At 72.5% G+C, this 17,153-nt stretch carries 20 protein-coding genes; 11 read left to right on the plus strand and 9 right to left on the minus strand.

Annotated features, from left to right (window positions below):
* Nucleotides 1-34: 34 nt before the first annotated feature.
* From ACGGAQ_RS02930 to ACGGAQ_RS02940, 3 genes are all read left to right on the plus strand, one after another.
* The gene (locus tag ACGGAQ_RS02930; protein ID WP_393044017.1) at nucleotides 35-1,081 is read left to right on the plus strand and encodes an Rv2578c family radical SAM protein; all 1,047 of its coding nucleotides are present in this window, start codon (nucleotides 35-37) and stop codon (nucleotides 1,079-1,081) included.
* A 26-nt stretch (nucleotides 1,082-1,107) separates the two neighbouring features.
* On the plus strand, nucleotides 1,108-1,515 hold the full coding sequence (locus ACGGAQ_RS02935) for a CoA-binding protein (protein ID WP_139582456.1): 408 nt from the start codon (nucleotides 1,108-1,110) through the stop codon (nucleotides 1,513-1,515).
* A gap of 338 nt (nucleotides 1,516-1,853) precedes the next feature.
* Nucleotides 1,854-2,594 (plus strand): hypothetical protein, encoded by a 741-nt coding sequence (locus ACGGAQ_RS02940; protein WP_393044019.1) that lies wholly within the window; start codon nucleotides 1,854-1,856, stop codon nucleotides 2,592-2,594.
* On the opposite strand, the gene ACGGAQ_RS02945 is transcribed toward ACGGAQ_RS02940, so the two are convergent.
* Nucleotides 2,575-3,771, minus strand: coding sequence for an acyl-CoA dehydrogenase family protein (locus tag ACGGAQ_RS02945; protein ID WP_354855922.1), 1,197 nt, complete (start codon nucleotides 3,769-3,771; stop codon nucleotides 2,575-2,577). The genes ACGGAQ_RS02940 and ACGGAQ_RS02945 overlap by 20 nt on opposite strands.
* A 176-nt stretch (nucleotides 3,772-3,947) precedes the next feature.
* Here ACGGAQ_RS02945 and ACGGAQ_RS02950 point away from each other — a divergent pair, with 176 nt between their 5' ends.
* A complete protein-coding gene (locus tag ACGGAQ_RS02950; protein ID WP_393044021.1) occupies nucleotides 3,948-4,481 on the plus strand; it encodes a DUF4190 domain-containing protein in 534 nt (177 codons plus the stop codon).
* Nucleotides 4,482-4,494: 13 nt separating this feature from the next.
* On the opposite strand, the gene ACGGAQ_RS02955 is transcribed toward ACGGAQ_RS02950, so the two are convergent.
* A complete protein-coding gene (locus tag ACGGAQ_RS02955; protein WP_363936685.1) occupies nucleotides 4,495-5,400 on the minus strand; it encodes an SDR family NAD(P)-dependent oxidoreductase in 906 nt (301 codons plus the stop codon).
* A gap of 117 nt (nucleotides 5,401-5,517) precedes the next feature.
* On the opposite strand from ACGGAQ_RS02955, the gene ACGGAQ_RS02960 reads away from it, so the two are divergent.
* The gene (locus ACGGAQ_RS02960) at nucleotides 5,518-6,015 is read left to right on the plus strand and encodes a DUF4190 domain-containing protein (RefSeq protein WP_393044023.1); all 498 of its coding nucleotides are present in this window, start codon (nucleotides 5,518-5,520) and stop codon (nucleotides 6,013-6,015) included.
* Nucleotides 6,016-6,091: 76 nt separating this feature from the next.
* On the opposite strand, the gene ACGGAQ_RS02965 is transcribed toward ACGGAQ_RS02960, so the two are convergent.
* Nucleotides 6,092-7,048 carry a CoA ester lyase gene (locus ACGGAQ_RS02965; RefSeq protein ID WP_354855926.1) on the minus strand — a complete coding sequence of 319 codons (957 nt, stop codon included), beginning with the start codon at nucleotides 7,046-7,048 and terminating at the stop codon, nucleotides 6,092-6,094.
* Between the two features lie 127 nt (nucleotides 7,049-7,175).
* Here ACGGAQ_RS02965 and ACGGAQ_RS02970 point away from each other — a divergent pair, with 127 nt between their 5' ends.
* Together ACGGAQ_RS02970 and ACGGAQ_RS02975 are read left to right on the plus strand one after the other, a co-directional pair.
* Nucleotides 7,176-8,000 (plus strand): SDR family NAD(P)-dependent oxidoreductase, encoded by an 825-nt coding sequence (locus ACGGAQ_RS02970; RefSeq protein WP_393044025.1) that lies wholly within the window; start codon nucleotides 7,176-7,178, stop codon nucleotides 7,998-8,000.
* A 9-nt stretch (nucleotides 8,001-8,009) separates the two neighbouring features.
* On the plus strand, nucleotides 8,010-8,285 hold the full coding sequence (locus ACGGAQ_RS02975; RefSeq protein WP_393044027.1) for a hypothetical protein: 276 nt from the start codon (nucleotides 8,010-8,012) through the stop codon (nucleotides 8,283-8,285).
* Here ACGGAQ_RS02975 and ACGGAQ_RS02980 read toward each other — a convergent pair.
* The 3 genes from ACGGAQ_RS02980 to ACGGAQ_RS02990 form a co-directional block, all read right to left on the minus strand.
* Nucleotides 8,263-9,654: a hypothetical protein gene (locus tag ACGGAQ_RS02980; protein ID WP_393044029.1), complete on the minus strand. Its 1,392-nt coding sequence runs from the start codon at nucleotides 9,652-9,654 to the stop codon at nucleotides 8,263-8,265. The genes ACGGAQ_RS02975 and ACGGAQ_RS02980 overlap by 23 nt on opposite strands.
* Nucleotides 9,651-10,175 (minus strand): SigE family RNA polymerase sigma factor, encoded by a 525-nt coding sequence (locus tag ACGGAQ_RS02985; protein ID WP_393044031.1) that lies wholly within the window; start codon nucleotides 10,173-10,175, stop codon nucleotides 9,651-9,653. Before ACGGAQ_RS02985 ends, ACGGAQ_RS02980 begins: the two co-directional genes overlap by 4 nt.
* 97 nt (nucleotides 10,176-10,272) lie before the next feature.
* Nucleotides 10,273-11,217 (minus strand): DMT family transporter, encoded by a 945-nt coding sequence (locus ACGGAQ_RS02990; protein WP_393044033.1) that lies wholly within the window; start codon nucleotides 11,215-11,217, stop codon nucleotides 10,273-10,275.
* A 106-nt stretch (nucleotides 11,218-11,323) separates the two neighbouring features.
* On the opposite strand from ACGGAQ_RS02990, the gene ACGGAQ_RS02995 reads away from it, so the two are divergent.
* Nucleotides 11,324-12,049, plus strand: a complete 726-nt coding sequence (locus ACGGAQ_RS02995) for an HAD family hydrolase (RefSeq protein ID WP_393044035.1) — start codon at nucleotides 11,324-11,326, stop codon at nucleotides 12,047-12,049.
* Between the two features lie 15 nt (nucleotides 12,050-12,064).
* Here the strand turns inward: ACGGAQ_RS02995 and ACGGAQ_RS03000 are convergent, their stop codons facing one another.
* Nucleotides 12,065-12,595, minus strand: a complete 531-nt coding sequence (locus ACGGAQ_RS03000) for a hypothetical protein (RefSeq protein ID WP_393044037.1) — start codon at nucleotides 12,593-12,595, stop codon at nucleotides 12,065-12,067.
* A gap of 12 nt (nucleotides 12,596-12,607) precedes the next feature.
* Nucleotides 12,608-13,483, minus strand: a complete 876-nt coding sequence (locus ACGGAQ_RS03005; protein WP_393044039.1) for a PhzF family phenazine biosynthesis protein — start codon at nucleotides 13,481-13,483, stop codon at nucleotides 12,608-12,610.
* A gap of 33 nt (nucleotides 13,484-13,516) precedes the next feature.
* On the opposite strand from ACGGAQ_RS03005, the gene ACGGAQ_RS03010 reads away from it, so the two are divergent.
* The 3 genes from ACGGAQ_RS03010 to ACGGAQ_RS03020 all read left to right on the plus strand — a co-directional run bounded on the left by ACGGAQ_RS03010 (nucleotide 13,517) and on the right by ACGGAQ_RS03020 (nucleotide 16,658).
* Nucleotides 13,517-14,803 (plus strand): magnesium transporter MgtE N-terminal domain-containing protein, encoded by a 1,287-nt coding sequence (locus tag ACGGAQ_RS03010; protein WP_393044041.1) that lies wholly within the window; start codon nucleotides 13,517-13,519, stop codon nucleotides 14,801-14,803.
* Nucleotides 14,796-15,422, plus strand: a complete 627-nt coding sequence (locus tag ACGGAQ_RS03015) for a DUF1003 domain-containing protein (protein WP_393044043.1) — start codon at nucleotides 14,796-14,798, stop codon at nucleotides 15,420-15,422. Before ACGGAQ_RS03010 ends, ACGGAQ_RS03015 begins: the two co-directional genes overlap by 8 nt.
* 87 nt (nucleotides 15,423-15,509) lie before the next feature.
* A complete protein-coding gene (locus ACGGAQ_RS03020; protein WP_393044045.1) occupies nucleotides 15,510-16,658 on the plus strand; it encodes an Mrp/NBP35 family ATP-binding protein in 1,149 nt (382 codons plus the stop codon).
* A 71-nt stretch (nucleotides 16,659-16,729) separates the two neighbouring features.
* Here the strand turns inward: ACGGAQ_RS03020 and ACGGAQ_RS03025 are convergent, their stop codons facing one another.
* Nucleotides 16,730-17,152: a preprotein translocase subunit TatB gene (locus ACGGAQ_RS03025; protein WP_393044047.1), complete on the minus strand. Its 423-nt coding sequence runs from the start codon at nucleotides 17,150-17,152 to the stop codon at nucleotides 16,730-16,732.
* Nucleotide 17,153: the final 1 nt, after the last annotated feature.

A 17,153-nucleotide genomic window follows, 5' to 3' on the forward strand; every position in this document is an offset into this window, starting at 1 on the left:
GCGCCCACCTCGTACACGTGTTCGAATAGTGGCCATGCGCTGGGACAACCTCACCGCTCCCCCGGCTGAGGGAGACCCCGAGCGGGCAGCGCCAGCGACGCCACCCCTGCCGCTGGCGCTGCCCGGCGCCATCGTGCGCACCTTCGACACCCCCGAGTTCGCCGGGATGACCTTTTACGAGGTGCAGGCCAAGTCCATCCTCAACCGGGTGCCCGGCCAGTCCCGCGTGCCCTTCGAGTGGACCATCAACCCGTACCGGGGCTGCTCCCATGCCTGCCGCTACTGCTTCGCGAGAAATACTCACACCTATCTCGATCTCGACTCCGGTGCGGACTTCGACCGGCAGGTGATCGTCAAGGTCAACGCCGGTGAGCTGGTGCGGCGGGAGCTGGCCGCGCCGAAGTGGCGGGGCGCGCACGTGGCCATGGGCACCAACGTGGACTGCTACCAGCGGGCCGAGGGGCGTTACCGGCTGATGCCGCAGATCATCGCGGCGCTGCGGGACTTCGCCAACCCGTTCTCGATCCTGACCAAGGGCACGCTGATCCTGCGAGACCTGCCGCTGCTGCGCCAGGCCGCCGAGGTGACCAGGGTCGGCATCTCCTACTCGGTGGCCTTCGTCGACGAGCAGCTCTGGCGTGGCGTCGAGCCGGGCACGCCGCACCCGAGCCGCCGGCTGGACGCGGTCCGCCGGCTCACCGACGCCGGCTTCGAGGTCGGGGTGCTGATGGCACCGATCCTGCCCGGGTTGAGCGACGACGACGTGTCGATCGACGCCACCGTGTCGGCGATCGCGGCCGCCGGGGCGACCAGCGTGACTCCATTGGCGCTGCACCTGCGCCCGGGCGCCCGGGAGTGGTACGCGCAGTGGCTCGCTCGGGAGCACCCGCACCTCGCGCCCCGCTACCGGGAGCTCTACCGGGCCGGCGCGTACGCCCCGCAGGCGTACCAGCGGGAGCTGACCGCCCGGGTGCGGATCGCGGCCCGACGGCACGGGCTGCACCGGGGCGAGGTGGGTGACAACCGTCGGCTGCCCGAGCCGCCCCCACCGCCGGCCGCCGAGCAGCTGACCCTGCTCTAGGGCGCAGGCGGCGCTACAGTCGGCGGGTGCGTACCGCCCAGCAGATCCTCGCCGACTCCGCCGTGATCGCCGTCGTGGGCGCGTCGCGCGACCCGCGCAAGGCCGCGCACGGCGTGCCGTTGCAGATGCAGCAGTACGGCTGGCGGATCATCCCGGTCAACCCGACCGTCGACGAACTCTTCGGCGAGCGGGCGTACCCGACGCTGGCCGACATTCCGCACCCGGTGGATCTGGTGGACGTGTTCCGGCCGGCGGCCGACGCCGTGCAGGTCGTGCGGGACGCGGCGGCGATCGGCGCTCCGGCCGTCTGGCTGCAACTGGGCATCGTCTCGGCCGAGGCGCGACGGATCGCCGAGGAGGCCGGGATGGACTACGTCGAGGACCGCTGCCTCATCGTCGAGCGCGCCGCCGCCGGCCTGACCCGGCTCGGCTGACCCGGCTCGGCTGATCCCGCGTCGGTCCGACGGGCTCGCCGTTCGTGCTGGCTGCCGGCCGGACGGACTGGATCCGCCGAGGGTGGCTCGTCGGCCACCACGAGGAAGGCGCAACGAACGTCCGGCTGGCCGCATGCAGTCCGGCGACCGCACTCCCGCGAAGGCGTTCCAGTCCCGGCAGTACTGCTGCGATCGTGGGCCCAGCTCGTGCCACACCCGACGAAGGTCGAAGCCCCGATCTGCCGCGGCCAGTAAGGATTCGAGGAAGCCGGTTGCCACGGCGTCCCTCTCGGACTGGTAGCCGTCGGCTAGTTTCCCGGCGGTCGTACGCTGCGGGCATGGTCATCCCGCGGCGCGGCCGCGTACCGGCGCTGGGCGACGGGCTCTGGCCGCGCCGGATCCTGGCTCTGACGGCCGGGTTGCTGGTGACGGCCGGGGTCGCCGGTGGGCTGCTTGCGCTCCCTCGGATCAACCCGTCCACCGCCAGCCTGGCGGTCTGGTCGGCCATCGGCATGCGGTGGCTGACCGGGCGGTGGTGGCCACGGCGGACCGGGCATCTGCGCTGGCGGGAGCGTGTCTCCGGCCTGGACGCCGTCGAACCGGGCCTGGTGGCACGCCGGTCGCTCGCCGGGTGGGCCGACCTGGCGGCCGGTGCGACCACGCTGATCGCGATCGGCGGGTGGCTGATCACCAGCCTGCCCCCGCACGGCCGGTGGGTCGACCTGACGCGGCCGGTGCTCGCCGTCGGGGTCGCGGCCTGGCTCGGTCGTGGGGTCTACGAGGAGACGCGCTTCACCGGAAGGCTGGCGCTGACCGCCAGCGCGATCCGGCACGGCCGCCAGATCGTCGACTGGACGAACATCGACCGGGTCAGCCCGCACCGGCGCGACGGCCGGCTGAACGGAGTACGACTGCGGCCAGCGGTCTGGCAGTCGCTGCGGCCGGCGCCGGTGGTCGGCGGCCGGGACACGGCGGTGCCGGAGGACCGGCTGGTCGCCGTGCTCGAGGACTACCGGTTCCGACCGCGGGAGCTGGGCGTCGAGCCGGACCAGGGACAGCTCAGAGCTTGTACTCCTTGAGCAGGCCGCGGGAAATGATGGTCTTCTGGATCTCCGAGGTGCCCTCGCCGATGAGCAGGAACGGGGCCTCGCGCATCAGCCGCTCGATCTCGTACTCCTTGGAGTAGCCGTAGCCGCCGTGGATGCGGAACGCCTCCTGCACGACCTCCGCGCAGTACTCCGAAGCGAGCAGCTTGGCCATTCCGGCCTCGACGTCGTTGCGCTGGCCGGCGTCCTTGAGGCGGGCGGCGTTGACCATGAGGGCGTGCGCGGCCTCGATCTTCGTGCCCATCTCGGCGAGCTTGAACGCGATCGCCTGGTGCCTGGCGAGCGGCTGGCCGAAGGTCTTGCGCTGCTGGGCGTACGCGACGGCCAACTCGAAGGCGCGGATGGAGATGCCGCAGGCGCGGGCGGCCACGTTGACGCGGCCCACCTCGATGCCGTCCATCATCTGGTAGAAGCCGCGCCCCACCTTGTCGGCGCCGCCGAGGATGGCCGAATCGGGCACGGTCACCCCGTCGAGCACCATCTCGGTGGTCTCGACGCCCTTGTAACCCATTTTCTCGATCTTGCCGGGGATGGTCAGGCCGGGGGCGGTCTCGCCGAAGCCCGGCTCCTTCTCCAGCAGGAAGGTGCTCATGTTGCCGTACACCGACTCGGCGCCGGTGTCGGTCTTGACCAGGGTGGCCACCACCGAGGAGTACGCCCCGTTGGTCAGCCACATCTTCTGCCCGTTGAGCACGTAGCTGTCGCCGTCGCGAACGGCCCGGGACTTGATCGCCGAGACGTCGGAGCCGGTCTCCGGCTCGGACATCGAGAACGCGCCGCGCACCTCGCCGGTGGCCATCTTCGGCAGGAGGCGGGCCTTCTGCTCGGCCGAGCCGTGCTGGGAGATCAGGTACGCCACGATGAAGTGGGTGTTGACGATGCCGGAGATCGACATCCAGCCCCGGGACAGCTGCTCCACCACGAGGGCGTACGTGAGCAGTGACTCGCCGAGCCCGCCGTACTCCTCGTCGATGGTGAGGCCGAACAGCCCCATCTCGCGCATCCCGTCGAGGATGTCGGTGGGGTACTCGTCGGCGTGCTCCAGCCGCTGGGCGTGCGGGATGATCTCCTTGTCGGCGAACTCCCGGACGGTCTCCAGGATCGATCGCTGCACATCGGTCAGGCCGGGCGTCTGGGCGAGTCGGGCCATCTCAGCCTCCGGGGATCAGCGCACTACTCATGGGTAACTGAACGCTCGGTCAGTATCGGCCTCCGGGTCGGCAAGGCCAAGATGACCAGTCCACACAACCGCTGTGAAAAGGTTCACCGCTGCGGGTACCGTCCGGCAAGAAGGACTTTTCCGGCACCGGCAGGAGGAGGACAGCCGTGAGCTACCCGCCACCGTCGGGCCCCCCGGGGGACGAGCCGCCGCCGTCACCCTACGAGCCACCCCGGGACCAGTCGCCGTACGCGCCACCGCCAGCCGGCCAGTCGCCGTACCCGCCGCCGCCGGACCAGTCGTCGTTCGGGTCGCCGGAACGCTCGCCGTACGGGCCCCCCGCCGACGAGCCGTCGCCGTACGAGCAGCAGAAGCCGCACCCGCCGCACTGGGGGCAGCAGCCGCCGTACCCGCCGCAGGGCCCCTACGGCCAGTACGGCCCGCCGCCGTCCGGCCCCGGTCGGGGCACCAACGTGCTGGCGATCCTGTCGCTGGTGTTCGCCTTCGTGTTCCCCCCGGCCGGCGCTGTGCTCGGCCACGTGGCCAAGCGACAGATCCGCACCAGCGGCGAGGACGGCGACCAGCTCGCCACCTGGGGGCTGATCCTCGGCTACGCCTTCACCGCGCTGACCCTGCTGGCCTGCTGCGGCTGGCTGGCGCTTGTCATTTTCAGCAACACCGGCGACAGCGGCGGCTACTGACCCGCCCGGCCGATCAGCGGAAGCGCGCCTCCCGGACGCTGTTGCCGCCGTCCACCACCAGCATCTGGCCGGTGATGTACGAGGCGGCCGGCGAGCAGAGGAAGCTGATGGCCGCGGCGACCTCGTCCGGGGTGCCCGGTCGACCGACCGGTGTGCCCAGGCCCTGCTTGATCTCGGCCATCGTGGACGCCGCCGTGTAGATGGTGCCGGGCGCGACCGCGTTCACGGTTACCCCGTCGGCGATCATCTCCATGGCCAGCGCACGGGTCAGCCCGACGACACCGGCCTTCGCGGCGGCGTACGCGGCCTCGGTGGGCAGGGCGTTGACCGGCCCGGCGGTGGCCGCCAGGTTGACGATCCGCCCCCAGCCCCGCTCGGCCATCCCGCCGATGAACGCGCGACTGCACAGGAACGCGGTGGACAGGTTGCGGTCGATCTCGCCGCGCCACTCGTCGTAGGTCAGCTGCGCGACGGGACGCAGCACCCCCTGACTGGCCCGGCTGGCCAGCCCGGCGTTGTTGACCAGCACCTCGACGTCACCCAACTGCTCGGCGACCGCGTCCGCCAGCGCGCCGACCTCGGACTCGTCGGTCAGGTCCGCGACGAACCCGGTCGCCCCCAGCTCACCGGCCCGCTCGTGGATGCGCCGGGTGGTGCTGACGATGGCCACCCGCGCCCCCAGGTCGGCGAGCCGCCGGGCGGTGGCGTAGCCGATGCCGTCCGGGCTGCCGGCCCCGGTCACCAGGGCGACCCGACCGTCGAGCCGCATGGTCACCGGGTCCGCGAGTGCGACCGGTTCGTCGGGGCCGGGTGCGCCGGCCGGCGTGGCCGCCCGACCGCGGCGGCCCGCACCCGGACGGCTCACGTCCCGTCGCGGTCGGCTGCCGGAACGGTCCGCGGCGCGCGCGTCTATTGCCATGCCAGGGATCCTGCCCGTTACGACCGGCCCGAGCAACGCGGCACCCGGGAGCGGGGGCATCGGGTTTGGGCACCCCTGGCTACTCTGACGGCGCACCCGAGCCGACGGAGAGTTCGCATGACCAATCCCCCACCCCCCGGCGGTTGGACCGACCCCACCTGGTCGGCTCAACCGTCGAGCGCGCCGCCGGACCCGACCCTGGTGGCCGGCCAGCCGATACCGACCCAACCCGGCCCCGCAAACCCGTACGCGCCGGTCGACCCGTACGCGGGTGGGCAGCTGCCGCCGGGCGCGTACGCGCCACCCGGCTACCCGCCGCACCCCGGTTACGGGTACCCGCCACCGCCGAAGACCAACGGGCTGGCCATCGCGGCGCTCGTGCTGGCCCTGGCCGGCCTGACCACCTGCGGCATCACCGCGCCGATCGGGGCGATCCTCGGCCATGTGGCGCAGAAGCAGATCCGGGTCAGCGGCGAGGGCGGCGAGGGAATGGCGAAGGCCGGCATCATCGTCGGCTGGATCGTCACCGCGCTGATGGTGCTGGGGATCGCGTTCTACGTCGTCGCGATCGTCTTCGCGGTCACGACGGGCGCCGGCAGCGACAGCAGCTACTGACTCGGTCGTCGGGTCCGCGTACCGCCGGCTGGTGGGCCGGGTCGGCAGCCGGCGGCGACCGACCCGGCCCGAGGCGTCACTGCGCCGGTGGGGTGAACGAGGAGGTACGGCTCATCCCGGCGGCCCGGCCCTTCGCGGCGATGACCAGCGCCATCTTGCGGGACGCTTCGTCGATCATCTCGTCGCCGAGCATCACCGCACCGAGCTTGCCGCCGGCCTCCGAGGTGTAGTGCTCGTACGCGTCGAGGATCAGCTCGGCGTGGTCGTAGTCGGCCTGGGCCGGCTGGTAGATCTCGTTGGCGGCGTCGATCTGGCCCGGGTGCAGCACCCACTTGCCGTCGAAGCCCAGCGCCGCCGAGCGCTTGGCCACCTCGCGGAACGCGTCGACGTCGCGGATCTGCAGGAAGGGGCCATCGATCGCCTGCTTGTCGTGCATCCGCGCGGCCATCAGGATCCGCATGAGGATGTAGTGGTACGGGTCGCCCGGGTAGTCCGGGATCAGGCCACCGACCACCAGCGACCTCATGTTGATCGACGCCATGAAGTCGGCCGGGCCGAAGATGATGGTCTCCACGCGCGGCGAGGCGGCCGCGATGGCGTCCACGTTGACCAGACCCGCCGCGTTCTCGATCTGCGCCTCAATGCCGATCCGGCCGACCTCGAGGCCGATCGTCTTCTCGATCTGGGTGAGCGTCAGGTCCAGCCACTGCACCTGGGCGGCGTTCTGCACCTTCGGCAGCATGATGCAGTCCAGGTTCGCGCCGGCGCCCTCGACCACCTCGATGACGTCCCGGTAGGTCCACGGGGTCGTCAGGTCGTTGACCCGGACCACCCGGGTCTTGCCGGCCCAGTCACCGTCGTTGAGGGCGGCCACGATGTTCTTGCGCGCATCCGGCTTGGCCAGCGGCGCCACGGCGTCCTCCAGATCGAGGAAGACCTGGTCGGCGGGGAGACCCTGCGCCTTGCCGAGCATCTTGACGCTGGAACCCGGCACGGCGAGGCAGGACCGGCGGGGACGACCGACTGCGGCCATGAATGCGCTCCTCTTCCAGCGATCGGCGAGCACGCCGACGCCACCTGACTCCGAAGAAAACTTAACGATCCCAAAGGGCGTGGTGACGTCACGGTAACCTCGCGCCATGACCGGGGTGAATGGACCTGTGGAAGATCTCACTGGGCGTCGGCTGGTGGTGGTGACCGGAGCCAGCTCGGGCATCGGGTTGGCCGCCGCGGTGAGCTTCGCGTGCCGCGGCGACGAGGTGGTGCTGGTCGGACGGGATCCGGCCCGTCTGCAGGCCGCGGCGGAACGGGTACGGGAGACCTCGGGCGCGCGTCCCGAGCTGTTCCGGGCCGACTTCGCGGTGCTCGACGACGTACGCGGGCTCGCCGAGCGGCTGCGCGACGCGTACGACCGGATCGACGTGCTGGCCAACAACGCCGGGGCCATCGCGCTCCAACCCCTCACCACCGTCGACGGCTTCGAGCTGTCGATCCAGGCCAACCACCTGGCCCCCTTCCTGCTGACCAACCTGCTCGCCGACCGGGTGGGCCGGATAGTGGTGACCGCCTCGGGCGCGCACCGCTACGGCGGGCTCGACCCGGCCGACCTCAACAAGCCGCTGCGCCGTTACCGGTCGATGGCCGCGTACGGCACCAGCAAGCAGGCCAACATTCTGTTCGCCGCCGAGGCGGCCCTCCGCTGGTCGCACATCCCCACGCACAGCTTCCACCCCGGCGTGGTGCGTACGCGGTTCGCCAACGACAGCCGGATGGTCGCGTTCGGTATGCGGTTCCTGCCGTTCCGCAGCCCCGAGAAGGGCGCCGAGACGCTGGTCTGGCTGGCCAACCAGGATCCGGCCCGGCTCATCAACGGGGCGTACTACTACAACCGCCGGCCACGCCGGCCGTACCGCAAGGCAGCCGACCCGCGGCTCGCGGCCCGGCTCTGGGAAGCCAGCGCCACGGCCGTCGGCATCGACGGATAGCGTGGCGTCATGCTGACCCTTGTCGCAGTCGTCGAGTATGCGGCCGGGGCCGAGGCCGCTGGGCAGCGCTACGAGGACAATGTGCTGGCGCTGCTCGACCGGCACGGTGGCCGGCTGGAACGACGGCTGCGCGGCACCGACGGGCGGGCCGAGGTGCACGTGATCCGGTTCGACGGGCGGGCCGGCTACGAGTCGTTCCTGGTTGACCCGGAGCGGGCGGCCCTGCGCACCGCCCTCGGCGAGGCCGCCCCCACCACCCGCGTCATCGAGGTGCACGAGGGCTAGGCCGGCGACGGCGGCCGCGCCACCACCGCAGCCACGCCAGCACGGGCCGCGCCACCAGGACCACCAGCACGAACCCCGCCGCGAGCGCCCAGAACGGCAGCGGCCCGTAGTCGGGGCGACCGGATTCGCGTACCGCCCCGTCGATCGCCAGGTCGGCGGCGACCGACAGCTCAGTGATGCCCTCCGGGGTGCGGAAGAGCACCTCCGGCGCGAGCGCGCCCCGGCGCAGCGCCACGAGTTCCACCGCCTCCGTTCCGGGCTCGTGATACGGCCCCCAGGCCACGTCGTGCTCGTCCGGGCGGTCCACCGCCGCCGGACCCGGCACCCCGACCAACGCGACCGCCTCCTCCGCCGAGCGCCACCCGAGCAGTTGCACGAACGTGCGGGAAGGCAGCGGGGGGAACGCCGCACCGGCCAAGGGCGAACCGTCGACGGTGGACCGCAACGCCAGCGTCCAGGTGCGCCGGTAGGACGGCACCGGGCAGTCGTCGCAGGTGGACCGATCCAGGACCGCCACCGATCCGCCGTCCGGCGACCAGGATCCGGCCCCGGCGAGCCGGCCACCGGCGAGCGGCAGCTTCCGGTACGGCTCGGCGACCCGATCGGCGCCCGCGTCCGCCACCCGAGTGAGCCAGACCTCGTCGCGGACCTGGAGGGCCAACTCCCCGCCGTCGGGCGAGAGCGCGGCTGTGCGTCCGGGCGGAATCCAGGCCGTCCCGACCCGCACCCGCAGCACATCCGCGCCGAGTTTGCGGTCGTAAACACCGACGTACGGGGTGCCGTAGCTGTTGGGCGGGGTGAACGTCGTGTCGTCCTCGGCGTAGACGAGACGCTCCCCGTTCGGCGCGAACGCGAGCGGGTAGCCGCCCGTGCGATCCGGGGTGAGCTTCCCGGTCCGCAGGTCGAGCAGCGTCGCACCGATCGAGGCGTACCGGCCGTCCGGGGACAGCATCGCCTCGAAGCCCGCGACGGCCGAACCGGCGTCCAGCACCCGGTAGCGGTCGGCGTCCGCGGCGAGCACACCCATCCGGTTCTCGGACCAATCGGTGCGCACGGCTGGACCGCCGAAGAGCATCGCCGCCGAGCCAGGTGCCGAGGCCCGCACCGAGGCGGTTCGCAGCGGCGGGTCGACGAGTCTGGTGGGCAGGCCAGGGGCGTCGTGCCTCGGGCCGGCGGGGATCGGCAGGGCGACCGGGTGCAGCGCGTACCCGGTGCCCAGGAGCAGGACCAGGACGGCGAGCGCTCCCGCGACGGCGGCCCGGCGACGGCGGTGCCGGGTCCGCGCCGCGTCGAAGAAGCCCGCCGGTACGCGCGCGGGCGGCACATCGTCGGCGAGGCGCCGCAGCGCTTCGGAGAGCCGGGCGGTCACCGTGCCACCTCCTGCGGGTCACGGCCGACAAGTTCGGCCAGTTCGGGGGCGAGTACGCGGAGTCGGCCGAGGGCGTGGCGGGTCTGGCTCTTCACGGTGCCGACCCGGCAGCCGAGCAGTTCAGCCGTCTCCGTCTCGGTGCGGTCCTCGTAGTAGCGCAACACGAGGACCGCGCGCTGCCGCACGGTCAGCCGAGCCAACGCCGCCGACAGCATCAGCCGTAGATCGGCGTCGTCACTTGGACCGGATCGTTCCGGCAACGCCCCGCCCAGCTGCTCCGCCGGACGGGCCCGCCGCCAGCGCCACCAACTGGCGGCCTGGGTGCAGAGCACTCGGCGCAGATAGGCGGGAGGATCCTCGATCCGCTCCCAGCGCACCGCGACGCGAGCCAGCGCCACCTGGACCAGGTCCTCCGCATGGTGCCGGTCACCGGTCAGCAGGTATGCAAACCGGGTCAGCCCGGCGGTCTCGGCCCGGACGAAGTCGGCGAAGCCGTCCCGGGCGCGGTCCTCAGTCGTCAACGGATCGCCCTCCTCACCCGGACAGACGCCGGGCGACCCCGCCGCGGAGGGAACCCGTGTCCATGTTCCTCACGTCGTCGCGGCACGGTCTCCGGGATCAGTCGGCCAGCGGTGTCGGGTCGGCCGGCAGCGCGGTGGGTTCGCTGCGCCGGCCGCCGAGCACCACCACCGCGACCCCGACCAGCAGCAGCGCCATCCCGAGCAGCGCGTACGGTCGGGGCAGTTGACCCAGCCAGGCCCATCCGAGCAGGGCCGCGCCGGGCGCCTCCAGCAGGATCAGCACGCTCACCGTGGTCGCCGGGATCTTCTGCAGGGCGTAGTTGAACATCGAGTGCCCGAGCAGTTGGGCGCCGGCCACCAGGGCCAGGATGGCCAACCACGTACGCCCGTCGAACCCGGTCAGCCGAACGCCGCCGACCAGGCAGATGGCCAGCAGGATCAGCGCGCAGATCCCGTAGCAGATGGTGGTGTAGGTGGTGGTGCTGATGCTGGTCCGCGCGCGCTCGCCGAAGGCGGTGTAGACGGCAGCGAACAGGGCGCCGGCCAACGCCAACACGTCGCCGAGGACGGCCCGGCCCGAGACGCCCACGTCCACCCCGGTGGCGACCGCCGCGCCGCCGACCGCCACCGCGATGCCGATCCAGACCACCCGGGGCAGCGGACGCCCCTGGGCGCGGGCGATCAGCCCCTGCCAGACCGGCTGGGTGGCGACCAGGGCGGTGGACGTGGCGACCGAGGTGAGCTGGGCGCTCGGCACCCAGGTCGCGAAGTGCCCGGCCAACGCGACCCCGGACAGTACGCAGAACAGCCCCTCCCGCCGGCCCGCGCCCACGGTCAGCCTGCGGAACTCGGCGCGCCGCCGGGCCAGCGAGAAGGGGCTCAGCACGGCCACCGCGAGCAGGTTGCGCCAGAACGCGATGGCCAACGCGGGAGCGGCGGCGTACGCGATCAGCGGCGCGGACGACGACACGGCGACCACGGCCAGCCCGACCGCGCCGGTGGTCAGCGGATCCAGGGTCGGCCGATGTGAAGGTGGGGGCACGGGACGTAATCCTCACACGTATGACGGTCAGCACCGAGGGTCATCACTCCGTTACGATCACGCGGTTCCGCGCCGGCGAACCTCGACCGCCCGGAGGCGTTCCCCCATGTCCAGCTACCAGGCGGTGCTGTTCGACTTCTTCGGCACCCTGACCCGTTCGGTGCAACGCGGAGTCGCGCACGTCGACACCGCCGAGTTGCTCGGCTGTCACACCGACACGTTGACCGAGGTGCTGGACCGCACCTACTACGAACGGGCCAGCGGCCGGCTCGGCAACGCGGAGGCGACCCTGCGGTGGGTGTGCGCCCAGGCCGGCGTACACCCCAGTGACCGTGCGCTGCGGGCGGCGGTGGCGTCCCGGCACCGGGCGATCCGCGCGGACACCCGGCTGCGGGCCGACGCGGTGCCCGTCCTGGCGGCGCTGCGCCAGCGGGGCCTGCGCACCGGCGTGGTCAGCGACTGTACGCACGAACTGCCGGCCTTCCTGCCGCAGCTCGCGATCGCGCCCCTGCTCGACGTGCGGGTCTTCTCCGTGCAGGTCGGACGTTGCAAGCCGGACGCGGCGCTCTACCTGACCGCGTGCCGTCGGCTCGGGCTCGCGCCGGACGAATGCCTGTACGTCGGCGACGGCGGCAGCCAGGAGCTGACCGGCGCCGAACGGGCCGGGATGACCGCCGTGCGGCTGGCCGCGGCCGACCTGGCCGAGCACATGGTGTTCAACGCGGACCGGGAATGGCGCGGCCGCACGCTCGGCGCCCTGCGCGAGGTGCTCGACCTCGCGGGCACCGCCGTCGGGATCGCTGCCGTCGGGGTGGGTGGTCCGACGGGCTGACCGGCCGGGCGGCGGTCAGCGACGGCGGACCCGGTGCAGGCGGAACGGCTTGCGGGTGGCGCGGACCGCCGGTGTCTCCCGAGGCTGCTCGGCCTGCGCGTCGGACGGCAGGCTGGCGCCGGTCAGCGGCTCGCCGGCCGGGGCGATTCGGTTCACCGCGCAACCCTCGGCGGCCCAGCGGGCCACCAGATCGGCGGTCGGGCCGGGCGCGTTCAGGCGCTTGGCCGCCACCAGCGGCGCCGTGGTGTCCCACGCGTCGGTGCCCGGTGCCAGCCGGGTCACCCGGGCCGGCCAGGTGACGATCCGTCCTCCGTGGTCGCCGCGCAGGGTGACCTGCGCCTCGGTCGCGTCGGCCAGCCCCGGCGCGGCCTGCTCGCCCGGCCCGCTCACCACGAAGAGCGCGCTCTCCAGCGGCGCGCACCAGAGCGCGAGCGCCGGGCCACCGGACACGCTGACCCAGGCCACCGCGGCCTTCTTCATCGCCTCGTCGACAAGCGGCGTGCCACCGGAGGCATCCTCGTCCCTCACACCCGCATTCTCCCCCATCGGCACCGTCACTCAGCCCACGAACGGCGGCACGGCGATCTCGCCCCGGGCCACCGGCATCACCTGACCGGCGACGGTCGCGCCGACGGCCACACCGTTCGCCGCGGTCACCGTGCAGGCCAGCGCGGACGGGCGGTTCATCTCGATGCCCTGGCGCACCGCGTAGTGCGCCAGACCCTCGCCCGGCAGCAGGCCGGTCGCCACCAGCCAGACTCCGAGCCCGAGCGCCGCCGAGCCGGTCGCCGGGTCCTCCGGAACGCCGAGCCCTGGCACGAAGACCCGGGCGTGCGCGGTTTGCGTGCCGGCGTCCCAGGAGAAGACGCTGACGTGCGCCACCCCGTACCGCTCCGCTGCCGCCGGGTTCACCCGTGCCCTGGCCACCGCATCCGGACGGACCGGCAGGTAGGGAAACTCCAGCCCGCAGCCGGCCACCCGAGGGGCGGGCCCGGCATGGTCATGGTCGTCCGCGACCAGCCCGGCGATCTCCAGCAACGGCTCCGGGTCCAGCTCGGGGCCGAGGGTGGGGCTGCCTCCGGTGAGCGTCGCCCCGGTCGCGGTCACCTCGACCGGCAGCACACCCGCGCCGCACTCCTGGGTGACCTGCCCCACACCGAACATTCCGCGCCGACTCGCGGTGACCGCCGCGCCGACACTCGGGTGCCCGGCGAACGGCAACTCCTCGGCCGGCGTGAAGATGCGGGCTCGGTAGGTGGCCCCCACCTGGGTCGGTGGCAGCACGAACACCGTCTCGGAGAGGTTGAACTCCAGCGCGAGCGTCTGCATCTGCTCGGTGGCCAACGCCTCCGCGCCGAACACCACGGCCAGCGGGTTGCCGGCGAACGGGCGGTCGGTGAAGACGTCCACGATCTCGTAGGCCAAGGTCGACATGTTGATAAACACTAGGCGCTTAGGCTGGTGCCCGTGAGCACGCCGACCCGGGTCTACATCGCCCGCCTCGCCGGAGTCGCCGTCTTCGATCCGAACGGCGACCAGGTGGGGCGGGTCCGTGACGCCGTGGCACGGCTGCGGGCGACCAAGCGGCCCCCCGAGGTGGTGGGTCTGGTCGCCGAGATGCCGATGCGCCGACGGATCTTCCTGTCCATCAACCGCATCACCTCGATCGACGCGGACGCGGTGGTCCTCGGCTCCGGCACCCTCAACCTGCGGCGCTTCGAGAAGCGCCCGAACGAGCTGCTGGTGCTCCAGGAGCTGCTGGACCGGCGCGTACAGCTCGAACCGGGCGGCCAGCCCGGCGCGGTGGTGGACGTCGCGATGGAGTGCACGCGCGGCGGCGAATGGTCGCTCAGCCGGGTCGCGGTCCGCGAGCAGACCGGCCGGCTCAGCCGCCGCGGCCACCTGCACCAGGTCGAGTGGGACCGGGTGCGCGGGCTCAGCGGCATCGCCGACAACCGGGGTACGGCGAACCTGCTCGCCGTCCTGGAGGACATGCGCCCGGCCGACCTGGCCAACGCGCTACAGGACCTGCCCGACGCGCGGCGCAACGAGGTCGCGGCGGCGTTGAACGACGAGCGGCTGGCCGACGTGCTCAGCGAGCTGCCGGAGCACGACCAGGTCGAGATCCTCGCCGCGCTGGACCGGGAACGGGCCGCGGACGTGCTGGAGGAGATGGACCCGGACGACGCGGCGGACCTGCTCAACGAGCTGCCCCCACCGGAGCAGGACGTGCTGCTGGACCTGATGGAGCCGGACGAGGCCGACCCGGTACGGCAGCTGCTCAAGTACACCCCGGGCACGGCGGGCAGCGTGATGACCTCGGAGCCGGTCATCCTGCCGCCGGACGCCACCGTCGCCGAGGCGCTGGCGCGGATCCGGGAGCCGCAGCTCTCCCCCGCCATCGCCGCCCAGGTCTTCGTGACCCGGGCCCCGCAGAACACCCCGACCGGCCGCTATCTGGGCATGGTGCACTTCCAGGCGTTGCTGCGTGAACCGCCGGCCGACCTGCTGGGCAAGGTGGTGGTCAACGACATCGACCCGCTGCGTCCCACCACCCCACTGCCGGAGATCACCCGCCGGATGGCCACCTACGACCTGGTCGCCATGCCGGTGATCGACCGCAGCAACCGGCTGGTCGGCGCCGTGACGGTCGACGACGTTCTGGACCACTCGCTGCCCCGGGACTGGCGCGACCGGGACGCCCTGGCCGCCCCGGGCACCTCCGACGCGGCGCTGGACGGCGACGGTGGCTGAGCAGCGGCGCACGGAGCGGCTCGACCAGCCCCGCGAGCCCCGGGGCATCAAACTCCCCCGGTTCGACGCGGAGGCGTTCGGTCGCTGGTCGGAGGGCATCGCCCGGGGCATGGGCACCGCGAACTTCATCGTCGTCATGACGGTGGTGATCGCGATCTGGTTCGGCTGGAACACCCTCGCCCCGGCCGAGCTGCGCTTCGACCCGTACACCTTCACGTTTCTCACGCTGGTGTTGTCGTTGCAGGCCAGCTACGCCGCGCCGCTGATCCTGCTGGCCCAGAACCGGCAGGCCGACCGGGACCGGTTGGCGCTGGAGGAGGACCGGCGGCGGGCCACCGCCCAGAAGGCGGACACCGAGTACCTGGCACGGGAGATCGCCGCGCTGCGGATCGCCCTCGGCGAGGTGGCCACCCGTGACTTCCTCCGTTCCGAGCTGACCCGGCTGGCCGAGGAGCTGGACGAGGCGGGGCAGCGCCGGCAACGCCTGGAGCGCCGGCAGCAGGAGAAGGACAGCCAGCAGGAGCGGCGCGCGCAGCGGGCGACCGACGGCCAGGGTCTGGACGAGCCGCGCGACGACCTGGACGGGGACTTCGCCCGCGACGCCCGACCGGACCGCTGATCAGCGGTTCGGGTTCGCTCATCGTTTGGCTCACACCACTGTCGGCCAGCGGTCGGATCGGATGCCCCGCGACGTAGCATTGCGGGCATGTCAGCACCCGTGAGCACCGTCGAGGACGCGATCCAGGCCGCCCTGGCCACCGTCAACGACCCGGAGATCCGCCGGCCCATCACCGAGCTGGGCATGGTCCGCTCCGCCACGATCGGCGCCGACGGCGTCGTACGCGTCGAGCTGCTGCTCACCGTCGCCGGCTGCCCGCTCAAGGACAAGCTGCGCACGGACATCACCGCCGCCGTCGCGGCGGTGCCCAGCGTGACCGGCGTGGAGATCGACTTCGGTGTGATGAGCCCCGAGCAGCGGCAGTCGCTGCAGTCGCAGCTGCGCGGCGGTGGCGCCAGCGAGGAGCCGGTGATCCCGTTCGCCCAGCCCGGCTCGCGCACCCGGGTGTACGCGGTGGCCAGCGGCAAGGGTGGTGTCGGCAAGTCCAGCGTGACGGTCAACCTGGCGGCGGCGCTCGCCGCCCGCGGGCTCTCCGTGGGCGTGGTCGACGCGGACATCTACGGCCACTCGGTGCCCCGGATGCTCGGCGCGGACGGCCGACCGACCCGCGTCGAAGACATGATCATGCCGCCGCAGTCGCACGGCGTGAAGGTCATCTCGATCGGCATGTTCACCTCGGGCAACGCGGCAGTGGTGTGGCGCGGGCCGATGCTGCACCGGGCGTTGCAGCAGTTCCTGGCCGACGTCTACTGGGGCGACCTGGACGTGCTCCTGCTCGACCTGCCCCCGGGCACCGGCGACGTGGCCATCTCGCTGGCCCAGTTGCTGCCCAACTCGGAGATCCTGATCGTGACCACCCCGCAGACCGCCGCCGCCGAGGTGGCGGAACGAGCGGGCGCGATCGCCCTGCAGACCCACCAGCGGGTGGTCGGCGTCATCGAGAACATGTCCTGGCTGGAGCTGCCGGACGGCTCCCGGATGGAGATCTTCGGCGCCGGCGGTGGCACGGCTGTCGCCGAGTCGCTGAGCCGGACCATCGGCGCCCAGGTGCCGCTGCTCGGTCAGATCCCGCTGGACACCCGGGTCCGCGAGGCCGGCGACGCCGGCAACCCGGTCGTGCTGGCCGAGCCGGAGTCCCCGGCCGCGCAGGCGCTCGGCACGATCGCCGACCGGCTCGCGCTGCGCCGCGAGTCACTGCTCGGCAAGCCGCTCGGCCTCAAGCCGGCCGGGCGCTGACCCCCTGATCGACGACGCCCCGCCGGCCCACTCGGGCCTGCGGGGCGCTTTCGTCTCGGTGCCGTACCCGCTCAGGTGGCGTCGTCGTAGCTGGCCCGGGGAGCCGGTGCCGGCGAGGCGCCGGTGGCCGTGCCGGACCGGGAACCGTTCGACCGCGGGTCCGCGGCGTTGGCCACGTCCTTCAGCTCGTCGTGCACGCCGCTGACGTCCGCGCGCAGGTTGTCGTAGACGCCCTGCAGCGGCTTGCGGATCGCCGCCTCGTCCTCCTCGCTGAGGAGGTGCTTGCGGATGAAGGCCTTCGGGTGCAGATCCTCAAGCTGGATGTCGGTGCCCAGCTCGCGGCTGAGGTCGCCGGTGGCGTTGCGGGCCATGTTGCGCAGATTGCGCACCATCCGCAGGCCGTCGTTGATCACGGTAGGCAGCCGGTCACCAAAGATCAACAGCGCCAGGAGCAGCAGCGCACCGATCTCCCACCAGTTCAGGTTGTCGAGCATC

This window comes from Micromonospora sp. NPDC047557 (genome assembly GCF_043205095.1).
In the GTDB taxonomy this organism is placed as follows: Bacteria; Actinomycetota; Actinomycetes; order Mycobacteriales; family Micromonosporaceae; genus Micromonospora.